13 protein-coding genes are annotated in these 16,766 nt (G+C 42.8%); 9 read left to right on the top strand and 4 right to left on the bottom strand.

The window, feature by feature from the left end:
• Positions 1 to 10: 10 nt before the first annotated feature.
• The 3 genes from GQF63_RS07725 to GQF63_RS07735 form a co-directional block, all read right to left on the bottom strand.
• The gene (locus tag GQF63_RS07725; RefSeq protein ID WP_160368630.1) at positions 11 to 1,177 is read right to left on the bottom strand and encodes a YCF48-related protein; all 1,167 of its coding nucleotides are present in this window, start codon (positions 1,175 to 1,177) and stop codon (positions 11 to 13) included.
• Complete coding sequence (locus GQF63_RS07730; RefSeq protein ID WP_160368631.1) at positions 1,174 to 2,994, bottom strand: hypothetical protein; 1,821 nt, start codon at positions 2,992 to 2,994, stop codon at positions 1,174 to 1,176. The genes GQF63_RS07725 and GQF63_RS07730 overlap by 4 nt, the downstream gene beginning before the upstream one ends.
• Before the next feature lie 278 nt (positions 2,995 to 3,272).
• Entirely contained in the window at positions 3,273 to 3,536 is a 264-nt protein-coding gene (locus GQF63_RS07735; protein ID WP_160368632.1) for a hypothetical protein, read from the bottom strand.
• A 387-nt stretch (positions 3,537 to 3,923) separates the two neighbouring features.
• Here GQF63_RS07735 and GQF63_RS07740 point away from each other — a divergent pair, with 387 nt between their 5' ends.
• The 9 genes from GQF63_RS07740 (at position 3,924) to GQF63_RS07780 (ending at position 15,326) form a co-directional block, all read left to right on the top strand.
• Complete coding sequence (locus GQF63_RS07740; RefSeq protein ID WP_160368633.1) at positions 3,924 to 4,250, top strand: DUF4870 domain-containing protein; 327 nt, start codon at positions 3,924 to 3,926, stop codon at positions 4,248 to 4,250.
• A 45-nt stretch (positions 4,251 to 4,295) separates the two neighbouring features.
• A complete protein-coding gene (locus tag GQF63_RS07745; protein ID WP_160368634.1) occupies positions 4,296 to 4,724 on the top strand; it encodes a DUF3592 domain-containing protein in 429 nt (142 codons plus the stop codon).
• Between the two features lie 10 nt (positions 4,725 to 4,734).
• Positions 4,735 to 5,289: a hypothetical protein gene (locus GQF63_RS07750; RefSeq protein ID WP_160368635.1), complete on the top strand. Its 555-nt coding sequence runs from the start codon at positions 4,735 to 4,737 to the stop codon at positions 5,287 to 5,289.
• A 251-nt stretch (positions 5,290 to 5,540) separates the two neighbouring features.
• Positions 5,541 to 6,068 carry an RNA polymerase sigma factor gene (locus tag GQF63_RS07755; protein WP_160368636.1) on the top strand — a complete coding sequence of 176 codons (528 nt, stop codon included), beginning with the start codon at positions 5,541 to 5,543 and terminating at the stop codon, positions 6,066 to 6,068.
• Between the two features lie 61 nt (positions 6,069 to 6,129).
• Positions 6,130 to 7,266: a FecR family protein gene (locus GQF63_RS07760; protein WP_160368637.1), complete on the top strand. Its 1,137-nt coding sequence runs from the start codon at positions 6,130 to 6,132 to the stop codon at positions 7,264 to 7,266.
• A gap of 195 nt (positions 7,267 to 7,461) precedes the next feature.
• Complete coding sequence (locus GQF63_RS07765) at positions 7,462 to 11,082, top strand: SusC/RagA family TonB-linked outer membrane protein (RefSeq protein ID WP_212592495.1); 3,621 nt, start codon at positions 7,462 to 7,464, stop codon at positions 11,080 to 11,082.
• Between the two features lie 10 nt (positions 11,083 to 11,092).
• Positions 11,093 to 12,577, top strand: a complete 1,485-nt coding sequence (locus GQF63_RS07770) for a RagB/SusD family nutrient uptake outer membrane protein (protein WP_212592496.1) — start codon at positions 11,093 to 11,095, stop codon at positions 12,575 to 12,577.
• An 11-nt stretch (positions 12,578 to 12,588) separates the two neighbouring features.
• Positions 12,589 to 13,983 carry a substrate import-associated zinc metallohydrolase lipoprotein gene (locus GQF63_RS07775; protein WP_160368638.1) on the top strand — a complete coding sequence of 465 codons (1,395 nt, stop codon included), beginning with the start codon at positions 12,589 to 12,591 and terminating at the stop codon, positions 13,981 to 13,983.
• Positions 13,984 to 14,003: 20 nt separating this feature from the next.
• Positions 14,004 to 15,326, top strand: coding sequence for a DUF4302 domain-containing protein (locus GQF63_RS07780; RefSeq protein WP_160368639.1), 1,323 nt, complete (start codon positions 14,004 to 14,006; stop codon positions 15,324 to 15,326).
• A gap of 75 nt (positions 15,327 to 15,401) precedes the next feature.
• On the opposite strand, the gene GQF63_RS07785 is transcribed toward GQF63_RS07780, so the two are convergent.
• Positions 15,402 to 16,415, bottom strand: coding sequence for a nucleoside hydrolase (locus GQF63_RS07785; protein ID WP_160368640.1), 1,014 nt, complete (start codon positions 16,413 to 16,415; stop codon positions 15,402 to 15,404).
• Between the last annotated feature and the right edge of the window lie 351 nt (positions 16,416 to 16,766).

The following is a 16,766-nucleotide window of genomic DNA, read 5'->3' on the forward strand; positions in this document are numbered from 1 at the left end:
AGTCTGGCCTTTATTTTTGCAGCTCTATTTGGTAGAGTGTATAACTATCGAGTAAATAGATATGCTGGCTATCGATGGCCGATATTCCATGGCTTTGCCCCGGGAACCGTTCCTGCTGATGGCTTAGCAAGGCGCTGAACTGCCCGCTGGCGGGCGTATATACATAGGCAAAGGTCTTGCGATCTTCGCTATAGTCGTTTTGAGAACTCAGGTACAATCTCCCATCCTGCCATTGCATGGCGGTAAACAAGCAGTCTTCCATATCCCCGGTGGTAGCGAGCAGGTTAGCGAGGTCTATTCGTTGCCAGGTATTTCCGGCATCCTGGCTTTTATATAGTGCAGCTGTACCGGCCATGTAGACTTCCCCTGCATCGGCAAGGGCCAAACAATGAAAAGACATATCGCTATCGGTCTGTATTTTCAGGGTTTTCTCCTGCCAGTGTTTTCCGCCATCGTCGGTGATCAGGATGCGTCCGATGCCATGCGACAGCAATACCCAACGCTGTTCCGAAAGAAGCGCGATATCACGAAGTGCAAGGCCTTGATGCAGCAGAGGGGGCAGGGCTAGCCTTTGCCAACTATCCCCTTGGTTGGTAGAATAGATGAAGAAGGCGTCTTCATTTATAGCTCCTACGGCGATAAGTAGCTTATCTTGATAGTTTCTTATGTTGTCAATCCGAATGGCGGGCGACTCCAGCTGCTTTTCATCTTGATGCAAGAGCTGTCGCAAATCGTAGGCTTCCCAGCTGTGACGCTGCTTTTTTGTTCGGAAAAGATAGGGACTCTCCCCAGCAAATAGCACATGCTGCTTTGATTCAGCCAGGCTTAAAAAAGCTTCCCCCTGATTTCTAAACTGTAGCTGATTCCAGCTTGCACCGGCATCAGGACGATGGAATATACTTAATCCCGTACCAAGGATATAACCTTCCCGCGGCGTTAGAAATAGCACATCGGTGAATCGAACTGGATTCTCCTCCGGGCTCTTGAACAGTACCTTGGCCGTATTTCCCATAGCGGCGTTAGGAATATCACAGGATTGAAAAGCTAGTTTTTCCCGCGCTATTTTCCCATCGAGGAACAAGTCTGGGAGATTCGCAATGGATATCCAGCTAGATTGCTGGGCTTGGCCATAGGCTAGCTGGGTCAGGTGGAGGCAGAGGAAGATAAGTCGTTTCATACATTAGACTTTGGATCAACAGATTGCAGGAATTCCTCCAAATCACTTTCCTTCGGCAAACCGAACTTCTGCTTGAGGCGGTATTTAAACATACGGACACTCTGCGCCTCCACATGCAGCACCTGCGCAATTTGTTTGGTACTCATTTGCAGATACAGGTAAGCACAATAGCGTAAATCGAGCGCTGTTAGCTTTTGTGTGGCGCGTTCCATTAATTGCTGAAAAAAGGTAGGATGCAATTGCTGGATTTGCCATTTGATGTCTTCAAAATCAGCGGTCAACAGGGCCTCATCCTTCAATAACTTATTGATATCTTGAGCATCGCCGGCCTGGATTTTATGCTTGATTTGCTTGAGCATATCGTTTTTATGATCGATGAGCAGGGAATTGGCCAAGGCCTCCTTCTGCAACTGCTGATGCTTCAGCTCCAAAAGATCTTGCTCTGCTTTCAATCGGGCCTGTTCTTCCTTTTCGAAAAGCATCTGCATAGCGGCTGTCTGTTCGGCATCCTCCTTCTCTTTGGCCAATTGCTTTTCCCGTTGGATGGAATAGCGCAGCTTATAATGATACGCCCTGAACATAAAAGCCAGTCCTAATATCGCTAGAAGGGCAACTCCACCGTAGAGGTAGTTCATCTTCTGGCGTAGGGCTGCCGATTCACTAAGCAGCTTCAACTGGCTATCCTTTTTCTCCGACTCATATTGCATCTCCAGTTTCTGCGCATTGAACAGCTGAATTTGATCAAAGTTCTTATTCAGCACTTCTTCCGCCTTTTCCTGATAGGCCAATGCAGCCGGGATATCGTTTTTCTTCTTACTCAGGGAAGCTAAGCTTTTATAAAGCGTGTATTCCAAGCGCAATAGGCTATTATCGCGCTGGGCTCGGATTCTACTTAGGGCTTCCTGAAGATAAGAAGCCGCCAATTCCAGATCACCCTCTTGTTGGGCAAATTCGCTTTTAATACCATAGATATTCACCCAGCGCTTAAACTGCGCTTGCTTTTTATTCAATACATCTTCCGCAATGCTTAAGTAGGCATAGGCTTGCTTCTTCCGCTCGGCGAAAGCGGACTTATCATGCTCTAAAAAGTAATTCGCATAATTGACCGCAATAACCACCAAGGTATTTCCAGATACCTCCTTTGGATGCTGCTGATACAATTGATAGGCCTGATGCATATAATACAGATTGCTATCCAGATCCTGCTTCTTCTGGCTTTCCCGATACCTAAAAAGGTAGATGCTGGAAAGGCCATTGGCTACATTCGCTAGGTAATTAGGTTTGTTTAGTTCCTCTGCATACTTCTTGGCAATCAAGATATAGTCCATCATCTTTTGCTCTTCCTTCCATCCGCTATAAGTAGCATACAGCAAGTAATTAAGATGATATTTGATATAAGCCTGATCTTTTAAGCCTTCCACAAGCTTCAATCCTTGAATAGCATCTTTAACAACCTCATCGGGTAAATTAAAATAGCTATTCAATAATGCTTTAAAGCGGAGGGCGAAGGCTTTGGTAACCGGGCTATCCGACTGCTGGGCATATTCCATACTTTGACCTATCACCTGCCTAGCCTTTTGAATGCTATCCATACTGATGTAGATACCGCCCAGATAAGCATACAGATACGTATAGTCATCCGATCCATTTTTAGGGTTTTCAAGCAGCTGATTAGCCTCATCTATTCCTAGAAACTGTTGATTTACCAAGGACAATTGCTCCACACGCTTGATAAACTTCTCCGTTCTATCGGTGAGTGTTTGGGCATATACGACTTGTATGCATAAGAAAAGGAAGGTCAAGGTTATTCGCATCATCGTGGATTATATACAGCAATCTATCTATAAATTCCTTGTATTGCACGCTATACAATAAAGGACAATCATATCGTATCATCCAAAAACCATGCTCAAAATAAGCGAAATAGCAGTTCTGTAGATGATATGTATATACAAAACCGAGAAGAACAGCTGAGCGGAATCATATAATCCATCTACTGTATGGTAGAGCTAGTAACGAGGAAGAAGGGATAAGGAATCAAGCCGGACAGCCTGAAAACGGATCTGTTTTATAAAAAGCCTATCGCCGGAAAGGCTTAGTGAATAGTATTAGTTTTCACTGCTTGTCGCACGCGCTGGCGCAACTCTTGGTTAATTTGTATAAACTTTATAAAACCCGGTAGGATACTAGTTATCGCGGCTAAACCAAGTACCAGCAACAGGATGTATTGAACATCGTTCAATAAGAAAGCCACTATTAACAGCATGAATAGACTGACCATGCTGGAGATCATGACAAAAACAAACGTATTTCTGCGGAGCTTCAATAGCGCCTCAAAACTTAAGTCAGTTAATTTCATGTGCTTCATATCTTTCTTTACTGTGTTCAATGTGCTATTCCGATGCAAAGCCAAGGCTTACAACAGTGCGTCGTAGCGCAATAAACATAGTATTTAATTAGAAAACTCCCTCTGAATATTTCCCATTTCAAGCTTAGAGAATTTTAATAAAAAGCCTAAAATGTAGTAAATCAGCTACAACGCTAACCTTTGTATACTAAAGCCATCTTTCCATGTAAAGCCTATTGTAACAAAAAACAGTGCTAAATCCACGCTATAAGCCTTCCGGAACTTCTTGTGTATAGTTTGTATATAGTTCTAAAATTCCTGTAGATGCTTTGTCAAGCTGTTGATATTCATTCCTAAATTCTTAATCTGGAACTTTAGGGAAACAAAAAACGAAAGATCATGAACGGAAAAACACAATCTATTTTAAGCTATTTAGGAATCCTATGGTTAGTAGCATTCTTTGCGGGTAAGGATACACGTGATGACTTAAGCAAATTCCATTTAAAACAAGGATTAGGCCTCTTGATATTGGGAATTATCTATAATATCATCGTTACGATCATCACCTTTATTTCGCCTAGCATCGCGATGTTATTAAGTTACTTTGGCATTGTATTTTTAATCTTCATGATAATAGGCATCATTCATGCTGTAAATGAAGTTAAGAAACTACTACCCTTGGTTGGCCCTATGTTTGAAAAGCAATTCCCTTTTCTCAATCAATAAGCTCCAGGTATCAAGTGGTATGCAGCTAACAGCATAATAATCAACATGAAAATGATCGACTTTATATTAGGACTCATCGTAGTTATCGGGATAGGCTTATTCGTAGCATCGATATGGCAATTCCTACAAACCAAGCAGTTTTTGGGCGCCAGTGTAAGAAGTCAGGCAACTGTTATTGAGAACCGATTGGTACAATCAGGCAATGCCAAAGAGAGCAGCATGATGTACCAACCGGTAATGAAATATCAAGTATCCGATAAAACCCTTACGTTTAGTCCTAATTACAAGTCAAATCCGGCAGCCTATCAGATTGATGAGCAGGTGGCCATTGCCTATAACCCGACGAATCCGCAGGATGTACGGCTATTAACCTATTGGGGTTTGTACTTAGCCAGCATCATCCTGATGGCCTTTGCCCTGCCGATGTTGGTGATCGCTGGCGGATATTTTCTATTTAAATTTCAACTCCTTTAGCCCTTAAATCATGTCAGAACCAAGTAGCTTATACATAAAAGTCAAGATTGAGCAGTCTCACTTAAACAGCTTCTTTGCCGCAAGACCTGCTACAGCTACCGCTAGCAAGAACCAAGAAGCCTGGTGGCAAAGCCGGAAAATGTATAGTCCGATGGACTTACCCCAAGGACTTTTCATCCAAGCCGCGACAAACAGAGCGGTTTTTGATGAACTCTTAGCCGATAGGCGAGCCGTAGCTATGGAAGAATATGATGAAGCATCGCAAGAATGGACTTTCCTATGCCTCATGTTTAGTGAAAACTACCGAGAAATATTGCCCATGCTGAATTGCTGCGCCAGCCTTGCCGACTATCTCCAAGGCGATGAAAACGGAATAGCATTGGTTTACGACTATTTTTGGGGATCCACCGACGTTATGGTGGAATTGCGCCTTCGCCCACATGAAGCTTATTACGAATTAACCAACCACATGACAGAATTAGTCAATGCTGATGCCGAAATTATAAAAACAAGAATAGACAGTTTACTAGCCGAAGGTCAGGATCCTTACAACACCCCGGATTAGGGATTCCTCCAGTGAAAAAGGAGATTCCAGAACAGCAAGAGTTTAGGAATTGCGACTCCATTCCGTTACAAAAGAAAAGCACCCAAACAGCCTTTTTTGCCTACTTTTTAAAATTTGACATCAAGTCATTACAACTTCTGTTAATATTATTTTAATATTCTATTGTTTTTTATACTTTTATCCCGAATAAATTATGAAAGGACGTTTCGCTCCAATGCACACACTTTCTATTAAACACGTTAGGGATATCAATGATTAACACGGATAAGGTATTATTTGATAAATACTATAAGCTCCTCTGTTATTTCGCCTGGAAGATGGTGAAGGATAAAAACCTGGCCGAAGATTTGGCCCAGGATGCCTTTGCTGCCTATTACTTAAACAAGGAGAAGGTGTCCCCTGACGAGGCTGCTGTCAAAGCCTTTTTATATTCATCCATTCGTTTTGCAGTCTTCAACCAAAGTCGAAAAGGTCTTTCCGAAAAGAAATATTGGGAAAGAACGCCCTATACCGAATTTGACTCCATCGACTTCGAACAACAGATTATCCAATCCGAATTCACCTTCGCAATTCATGTTGCCTTGGAACAATTACCGGAAACTTGCCAAAAAATATTCCAACTTAGCTATTTCGATGGATTAACCACGGAAGAAATAGCAAAGGAAATGGAAATCAGCATAAACACTATTAAAACCCACAAAAAGAGAGGGTTAAAGGCCTTGCGCAATGTGTTAAAGCCTGAATATTTCTCCCTATTTCTGTTGATGTTGAATCAATAATCATTTTTTTTATTTTTCTTGTCACCCCATTCCGGGCTTTGCGGTTCTCTATTTATGAACCATGATTATAACCGCAATCCGAATAGCCCAATTATTGATCAAAAATTATCGCAATGAGCTTACCGATCAAGAACGAATGGAACTGGAACATTGGCGTAAGTCCAATCCTCGACACAGTACCTTCGAAGAGAACCTATTGTCCAGCAAGCCCGATCAAGAAGAAATAGCTTGGTTAACCAACCTGGATACACAGGACGCTTGGGAGAAAGTTCAAAAAAAACGACCTAAATCAAGGGGTCTACGCTATTGGGGTATGGCAGCCAGCCTTGTACTAACTTGTGGAATAGGCTATTACCTATGGAGCCAGCAACATGAAACCAGCCCAGAAACAAACCTAAGCAGCATCGCTATACAGCAGGATGTTGCGCCAGCTTTATTAGGAGCGCGCATTATCATGGCCAATGGTGAAGAAAAGCAGGTGGACGAGAAATTAAGCATCAACGATAGCATTTTCCAAAACAGCACAAGAGCATCCAACGCGCAGCAGGACGCAACCCCAACGGTAGCCTTGCTGAATACCCTGGTTGTACCAACGGCGAACCATTTCCAATTGACCCTGTCTGATGGAACCTCTGTATGGGTAAATGCAGGGAGCGAACTCAAGTTCCCAACCAAATTTGAGGGCGATTCGCGCAAGGTATTCCTCAAAGGGGAAGCCTATTTTGAGGTTGCCAAAAATACCAATAAGCCTTTCTACGTCATTACAGAAAACAGCAGCACCCGCGTATTAGGTACTCACTTCAATGTGTCGGCCTATGGCAGGAATGCCAAAACAACCCTTGCTGAGGGTTCGGTGGAAGTTTCCAGCGATTCCCAACAGCAACTCATCAGCCCGGGTCAAAGTGCCGAGGTTAGAGCCAACGCTATTGTCGTTCGCAAGGCCAACTTGCAGAAGGACTTAGCGTGGAAAAACAATGAATTTTACTTTAAGGGAGATAATATCGTCGACATTGCCAACCAGCTTAAGCTGTGGTACAATTTAGATATATCATTTGCCAGCAATGTATCGCTTACGGAAACCTATTCAGGGGAAATCCGTCGAGATGCGAAGCTGTCTGAAGTCATCACCATGCTGGAATTTGTCAGCGATTTACACTTTAGTCTGGAGGAGAATAAATTGAAAATAACCAAAAAATAAACGATGAAATAAAGATTACACAAACCAAAAAACGAAAAAAAACAGGAGTGTTGCAGCACCCCTGTCAGCTTTCAAGTTAAAAATCAGTAGAAACCTTAATTAATTAACTCAATCATCAAATGTATGAATAACATCTCATTTGGCAAAAGGAGCAAAAAGCTATTTGGCCCTCCTTTTGGCATAATTGTCCGAATTATGAAAATTACAACATTCTTATTGTTGGTTTTTATGTCCTGTGTGTATGCTGAGGGAACTGCACAAAACGTGTCGCTGGCCTTGAAAAACGCCAAGCTCGAACATGCTTTTCAGTTAATCAGCAAGCAGACAAAGTACAAGTTTTTGTATAGCGATGATGTATTGAAATATGCACCATCTGTTAGTTTAAATGTGAGTAACAGTCCGCTGCGGGAGGTATTAGACCAACTATTAAATGACAAGAACTACTCGTTTAAAATTATTGCAAACACCATTACGGTCAACTACAAAACAGATTCAAAACCTGTGGTAGTTACTGGCTACAGAGCACAACAACACCGGGTTACGGGTACCGTGAAAGGCAGCGATGGCAAAGCTTTAGCCAATGCATCTATTGAGGTCAAAGGCGGCACGGCAGGAACCACCTCTAACGAAACTGGTGCCTATAGTTTAAATGCGCCAGCCAACGCTACCCTTGTGGTTCGTTATGTGGGGTATAAAAGCAAAGAAGTTGCTGTTGATGGTCGCACCAGTATTCACATCATCTTAGATAGCCAAGATCAGGCCTTAGATGCTGTTGAAGTTGTTGCAACAGGTTACCAAACCTTGGATCGCAAGTTATTCACCGGAGCTACCACCAAGGTGAATGCGAAGGATGCCGAGCGTGCGGGTGTACCTGATATTTCACGTATGCTAGAAGGCCAGGCCGCCGGTGTATCGGTACAAAACGTATCGGGTACTTTCGGTGCTGCCCCTAAAATTCGTGTTCGTGGTGCCACTTCCCTATCAGGTGATAACAAGCCATTATGGGTAGTCGATGGAATTATCTTGGAAGATATTGTAAACATCTCCAACGAAGCCCTTTCTACGGGTGACGCCAATACCCTAATCGGATCTTCTGTTGCCGGATTAAACCCGAACGACATTGAGTCGATGACCATCTTAAAAGATGCCGCCGCAACCGCCATGTATGGTGCGCGTGCCATGAACGGGGTAATTGTCGTAACGACAAAAAGAGGGGTTCAAACCGACGGTGCTCCACAAATTAATTTAAACTCGACGCTTACGACCTACCTGAAGCCGAATTATAACCAATTCGACATCATGAATTCTGGGGAACAAATGTCGGTATTAATGGAGATGGAACGCAAAGGTGCTTTCTCGCACGGTGCTTCTAAAAACATGCCGAACGGAGGAATCTTTTACAAAATGTATAATCAGATTTACGATTATAATGCGGAAACAGATACCTACAGCCTTAAAAACGACGAAGCTTCGAAAAACGCATTCTTAAAACGCTATGCAGATGCCAATACCGATTGGTTCGATCTTTTGTTTAAGAACTCTTTATTGCAGGAACACTCCTTAAGTTTTAACTCGGGTACGAGCAAAGCACAAACGTATGCCTCTACCAGTTTTACCAACGACAGTGGACAAACCCTGGGCGATAAAGTAAAAAGATATACCGCCAACTTACGCACAAACTTTAAAATGAGCGATAAGTTCTCCGGGGAAATCTTAGTAAACGGTTCCATCCGTGATCAACGCACGCCAGGAACATTGACCCGTAACTCCGATCCGGTATTCGGTCAATATTCCCGCGACTTCGATATTAACCCCTTCTCGTATTCCTTAAACACCAGCCGTTTAATGACTGCATATGATGAAAATGGCAACCTGGAATACTTCCAACGTAACTTCGCCCCTTTCAACATTATCAACGAATTGGAGAATAACTACCTGGAATTGGGCATGAACGAATTAAAAGTGCAGGCAGGTTTCAAGTACAAGTTTATCAAGAATTTCACCTATTCGGCCGATGGTTCTTATCGTTACGCGAAAACAACCCGCAAACACTATATCAAAGAAAACTCAAACATGGTAAAAGCATACCAGGCCCATGGCATGGATCCTTATATCATGGATAACAACCGCTTTCTGTTCGAGCGTCCGTTTGCTCCAACCGAGCTGCCTTATGTTGTGCTTCCTGAAGGTGGTTTCTATAACACCAACAGCAATGACCTAGTGAACTACTACTTCAGACATAACTTGGAGTATGATGCAACCATCAACACCGATCACCGTGTTAATGTGTTCGGATCTATGGAATTGCGTTATACCGACAGACAATACGATAGCTTTGACGGAGTGGGATACCAATACGAGAACTCCGGAATTGTTAACCCAGATTACAAATACTTCGAAAGAGCACAATACTTAGTAAACCCGTATTTCTCGATGGGCTATACCAAAGATCGTTTCGTGGCTTATGCCTTACGTGCTGCCTATGCCTATGCGGGCAAATATAGCATGAACTTCACCACCCGTTACGACGGATCAAACTTAATGGGAAGCTCGAAAACAGCACGTTGGTTACCAACCTGGAACATCTCCGGTGCCTGGGATCTAGATCAGGAGTCGTTCTTTAACGCTGATAATCCGATTATTTCCGGAGCCCGTATCCGCGGTACCTACGGTTTAGTGGCCAGTTTAGGAAATGCACGTAACTCTGATGCCTTATTCTACAACCGCTTAACTTACCGTCCGACAGAATTGGATAAAGAAACCTTAATTGGAATCTCCAGTTTAGCAAACTCCGGACTAACCTGGGAGAAATTATATGAAACAAACCTAGGGGCCGATTTATCCTTATTCCATAATAAAATCGACTTGACGGTAGACTTATACAAACGTGATATTTTCGATTTGATCAGTACCGTAACGACCTCAGGTATCGGTGGGCAATTCCGTAAGGTAGCCAATGCCGGTAAAATGTCAGGAAAAGGTATCGAAGCGACCATCGGCGGCTCACCAATCAAAAACGATGATTTCCGTTGGAGAACTTCCTTCAACTTCGCCATCAACAAAAATAAAATTACCGAACTCGAAGTAAATCCAAACATTTGGACATTAATTCGTGCCGAAGGTGGTCCTTTATTAAATTATGACCAACGTGGTTTATTCTCGATTAAATTCAATGGATTAGACCCTGAATATGGTTTCCCACGCTTTGTAAACCAAGCAGGAAATGAAACCGCAACCCGTGTCGATTTTCAAAGTACAAGTATCGATTACTTGAAATACCATGGCCCGGTAGATCCGGTAACCACCGGTGGTTTCTATAACCAATTTGCGTATAAAAACTTAACCCTATCGGTATTATTTACTTTCGGATTCGGAAACTACGTGCGCTTACAACCATCCTTCTCGCCGTATTTAACGGATGATGTCGTGATGTCAAGAGACATGGTAAACCGTTGGATGATGCCTGGTGACGAAGCTAAAACAACCATCCCAACCATCTTAGACCCATTGGTGTCCGAATTCTTCATGGCCGATGATCCACGTTATTCGTATTTCGCTTATAACTATTCCGATCAACGCGTAGCGAAAGGTGACTTCATCCGCTTCAAGAACATCTCCCTGTCTTACAGACTTCCGCAATCCATTACAGATCGTCTAAAAATGAGAAACATGGAGGTAGCCTTAGTTGGAAACAATGTGGCCCTATTATATTCCGATAAGAAATTAAACGGTGCCGACCCGGAATTCTTCGGAAACGGCGGGGTGGCATTACCAATTCCACGTCAGTATACATTTTCATTAAAAATGGGATTCTAAAATGGACATCATGAAAATCAGAAACACAAAATCAATCTATAAAGCCTTGGCTATCGCTGCAATGACGGTGTTTGCCAGTAGTTGCTCGAAATACTTGGATGTCAATCCCGATATGCGAACTGACATCAATACCCCGGAGAAAGTAGCCCAACTTTTGGTAACCGCTTATCCGCAATATGATTACTTATTATTTACCGAACTTGCCTCTGATAACTCCACAGATAAAGGCCCAGGTGTAGGAAATCAGAATGATATCGCTTTCGATAGCTACTTCTGGAAAGAGGTGATGCAAACCAGCGGAAACAATGCGCCAAACACCTATTGGAATGCGGCCTATTCTGCTATTGCGGCTTCCAACCAAGCCCTAGAAGCTTTGGAACAAAATGATTTCGGCGAAAGAGGAAAACAATTACGTGGCGAAGCCCTATTAGCCCGTGCTTATGTGCACCATATGTTGGTCAGCATTTTTGCCAAAGCTTATGTAATCGGTGGAGACAACAGCTCCCCAGGTATTCCTTACGTATTGGAACCTGAAACCGTGGTATTTAAAGACTACGAACGTGGAACCGTGGCTTCCGTTTATGAAAACATTGAGAAAGACTTAGTCGAAGGATTGAAACTGATCAATGGGGCCACTTTTAAAGTCACCAAATACCACTTTAACCCACAAGCTGCTAATGCGTTTGCTGCTCGTTTTTACTTGCATAAAGGGGAATACCAAAAAGTAGTGCAATTTGCAACAGCCATTATGCCGGATAACAATTTCCGTGATAATTTACGCCCGGTAGCCAATAGGCTTAGAACAGCAGAGTTTTCCGTAGTACCTTTAGAATTCATGAGTTCTGAAGGCCCTTACAACCTCTTATTGGCCAATGTGTATTCTTCTTTTGCCAGTATTGCCGGGAATGGACGTTATGGTTTAGGAAATAACCGTCGCGATTTCTTGAACAGTAAAACAGCGGCTGGCAAGGAATTCTACCAACGTTATGGATCCTATGGAGATGATAAGTTGACCGTAACTAAATACCCAGGTCTTTTCTTCGTAACCAACCCGCTTTCAAACATTGGGTACAACTATACCCTGCAATGTTTATTTTCCTTAGATGAGGCCTTAATTAACCGCGCTGAAGCCTATGTACAACTCGGTCAAAATAGCCTGGCGCTAAAAGATTTGAACGACTTTGTCTACCCACGTATCCAAAACTACGATGCCAATGCACATCAGGTAACCCTGGACAAAATAGCCGCGTTTTTTGAAACAAGCGACCCGAAAGAAGGCTTAATTAAAACCGTGTTAGACTTTAAGCAAAGGGCATTCTTCCACGAAGGGATGCGTTGGTTTGACATCAACAGACATCAGTTGGAAATTCAACATAACCATATTGATGAAACTGGCTTAGAAACTTTTGAGGTGCTGAAAAAGGACGACCTCAGACGTGTCTTCCAATTGCCGGAGAGTGTGAAAAATTCAGGCCTTGAACCAAATCCTAGATAAAAAGGAAACCCATGAAAAGATCTTATTTATATATAGCAAGCTTCCTACTTATTGCCGTATTTGGCTGTAAGAAAGAAGATAAAATTGATTATCAATTCGATAATAGTCAATCCTTCGTTCCGAACGAGTTAGATAACTGGTTAACAAAAACCTTATTGGAGCCCTACAACATCGAGGTAATTTACCGATATGACCGCTACAAAGGGAATATTGAAAGAAACCTGGCGCCGGTAGAAGAATCCCGCGTACAGCCGCAAATGGAAGTGGTATTAAATGCCTTTCTAAAACCCTATGAAACGGTTGCTGGTAAGGAGTTTATTAAAACCTACACCCCGAAAGAGTGGGTATTATACGGATCGACATCCTATAACAATGATGGCACTGAGGTATTGGGAACAGCAGCAGGTGGCCGCAATATTACCCTATACCAGGTGAACTACTTAGATATCACCAATGCTGAACAGGTAAGAAGACGCTTGCGGACCATTCACCACGAGTTCACCCACACCTTGCAACAGACCAAAGCCATGCCTAAAGATTTTGAAGGCATTTCCGAAGGTGATTATTTCGACGATTGGGCCAATAACACCCTCAATCCACAAGCTTTATCCGATAGCTTGGGCTTTATATCTCGCTACGCGCGCTCCCAATACTTTGAGGATTTCGCGGAAACATCGGCGCACCTTTTATTGCAAGGGCAATTATGGTATGATAACCAAGCAAAAAAATACAATGCCCTAACCTATCAACGACTGAAGAAAAAGGAAGCATCTGTGGTAGCCTATTTCCGCGATTCGCATAATATAGACTTTAGAAGGCTACAACGCGAAATGGCTAATATTATGTATACCCAGTATAACGATAAAGCATACCAAGCCTTAGGCCCTTGGTGGCTAACAGAAGGTTTATTTACAAACCCAATTTTGCTGAAAGAAAATCTATCGGCAGACGTTAAAACCATTTATGAAGCGTTGGAAAAAGGGGTAAGTGATAAATATACCTCAAAGTACACCTTGCCTTCAGGATTAATATTTATGATGACGGCTAAGAACAATAATATTGTAATCCGAATGCCATTTAGAGGAAGTGCTGGTTCAAATACCACCACCCTCTATAATGCCGATTATAACTTCAGCTATACCTATGATGTGGCCAAGCAAACCATCAGTTTCACGAAAACAGCGCAAGGAACAACCACAACATACGCGAATGCTGATTTATTTATGAACGAATTTATGAACAGCATCGGTAAATATTTAACCTCCGGCACCTTTAAATTAGATTGGTCGCTATCCAGCCCATCCAAAACACGTTTAGACGAAGGCTTCTTTGAATCTGGAGGTTTCCATAAATTGGATGATCGCAATAGCTATATCAATTTTGATTTCAACCGAGTTGTAAAATAGTGCCTAAAAGAAGAAACATCATGATTTTAAAAAATATCTTTACATATATCTTGGGCCTACTGTTGCTTTTTACCGGTTGTGCCAAACAAGAGGTGGATTTACTATTCAATGAAACGCCTGCCGAGCGCATGGGCAAATTACAAGCAGAAGTATTAGCACAGTTAACCGAAGCACCTAACGGTTGGAAGGTGTATAACCAAACCTTATCCCGCGGAAATTACGGCTACTTTATGCAGTTCGATGCGAATAACCGCGTTAAAATGATAGCCGATATCAATACAAATAGTGCCGCTAACATGAAAGAATCGGCCTACCGCATTCGCATGGTTAATGGGCCAATGCTGGGCTTCGAAACCCATAATTACATCCACTTGCTAAATGACCCCAACCCGGGAACCATGGGTGGCGTACGTGGCGACGGATTGAAAAGTGATATCGAATTTGACCTGGTGAAAAAAACGGCCGATTCCATCGTATTTAAAGGACGTAGATATGCCACAGACTTGGTATTAACACCAGCAACAGCTGCCGAAAAAGCAAGCTACGAAAAAGGAGACTACCTCGTTCAAATCGAAAAAACAAAAGCGTTCTTTAAAAGCAATCCGGTGGCCTATGCTGAAATAAACAATGTGAAATACCAATTCTTTATCAATATGAACGGTAAAGTGTTGGACGCCGCAAGCTTGCAAGATGGAAAACCTGTGTTTAGTAAAGTATCGCCTTTTTTCTTCACCTTGAAAGGGATGGAAATGCCTGATACCCTAAAGGTAGGGCCTGCCAACCTTCGTAATTTCTCCTTTGAAGGCGAAAAAATATTCGCGCAAACCAAAGAAGGTGAAAAATTCGAAATTAAAAGTAGTACGAGTGCTATTGTACCATTAACCGATTTAATCGGCTTAAAATTCCCAAGTATCCGTAGCCCTTACTTAACCTACTTCCCTGGTACATCTGCCGCGGGTTTAACAATCTTAAAAAGATACCATGAAAATTTAGCAAACCGCGCGACAGGCTACACCTTTAACCACGGTTATTTAGACTTGAAGTGGGATTTGGTCAATAAACGCATAACCTTAACTGGTTTTGCTAGTCAGAATGGCGGAACCTCAGGCTGGGCGACTACCATTGTATACGACTATACTTTTGATGCGGCAACCAAGCAATACACGCTGAAGAAAAGAACAGCAGCTACGGGCGGCTATACTGCGGTTATTATGGATCAAATGGATGCCTTTTTATTATCCGGCCCGATTAGCTTAGATTATTATTTTGAATCTGGAAATGCCTACGGAAAAATCAAAGGCGTGAGCAAACCTGAAGTAGAGATGACCCTTCAGTTACAATAAACTGAAACCAGACAAACAAGCAAATTTATTCCCTAACATTCATAGTTTGAAAGAGGCCTCCCATAGGCCTCTTTCTTATTTTTTAGGCCTATGCAGCATCAGCTCGTCCAGCACATCAGCGATCACCTGATACGGATACTTATGCATAATAAAGCGATGTTGACCTTCTTCTGTAGGCTCCCAGGTATTCGAGCCATCTTTCTCCACCTTAAATTTCCCCGGGCCACTCACATAAAAATACTGCTCCGGATTTCTTGCCGCAATGAGCACTGCGGTTTGATCCCAAGAGCTACGGTCGGTATCCGGTTTATCCAAATAAACCGGCAGATTGATTTGATAGCCTACCGAAACCGGGTTACTGCTATCTTTCGTAGCGGCCACCTTACCTCCTGTTTTAATATGCCTACCCAACTCAACGCCCGTAAACAAAATAGGCCGTGGGAAATGCGGAAAAACAGCATAGGAAGATTTCTCGTCCTTAAACACATTAAATTCCCTGCCTTGCGGGAAACCTCCCGCCATACATACCCATAACTTCACCTTCTTATTGATCAGCTCCATCCCCGAAAGATCAGAATAGGCATCTGCACCGGAAGCCATAAGCTGGGCAATATTCGTCATAAAGCCTACCGTAATTAAAGTAACCGATTGATCGGGTTGCGCCGCCAGCACCTTACGATACACATCCAGCGCCGGCGTATAGCGTTTGTTTTTAAGGCTAGGTTCAAACTGTCGGATCAGCTTATCGCCCCAGTCGGTTTTAGCGGTAAAATTCGGCGCTAAAGCACGATCGGCCTCGCCAATGGGAATAGCAGGGCGACCAAAATAGCGGTTAAAAAGATCGATGGTAGGCGCAATATCCACATGCGCATCACTAGCTAGGCTGGCTAAAATTTCCAACTCCCCTTGATCGGCCAGGGCATGCAACATTGCAATGGCACCAATATCATCATAATCGGGGCCCATATCGGTATCAAAAATAACCTTTACGGGTTGTTTGGTAGCCTGCTGGGCCAGTAAGCACTGCGGAGCAGCAAAGCAGGAAAAAAAAAGAAGGGCATGGGCTAGCATTTTCGAATAGCTATTCATAAGCATTTTGCGTGTTTAGTTTGATTGGATAATACTTAAAGATAAGAAGAAAATAACAAGCCCTTAGGCATCGCGCCAAGAAACACACAAAAGCAAGTTTATACCATAGCCTATCTATCTCCTTTCTCTTCCCTTGCTCCTGCCTTTGCAAAGGGGATTGATACGGGTGAGAAAGGGGTGAGAAAGGGAAGTAGAAGGGCTTGTCGCAGTAGTTAGTATGGCGTTGTCTTATACTGAAATAGGTTTACAAAAAGCGAACTGATTACTAAATTAGGTTTACGCCTTATTTTTTATACTAAATAGGGTTGTCTTTGTTTTTGTTTTTGGATTTCATTGTTTTTTTCTGATGGT

The sequence above is a fragment of the Sphingobacterium humi genome (assembly GCF_009768885.1).
Taxonomy (GTDB): Bacteria; Bacteroidota; Bacteroidia; order Sphingobacteriales; family Sphingobacteriaceae; genus Sphingobacterium; species Sphingobacterium humi.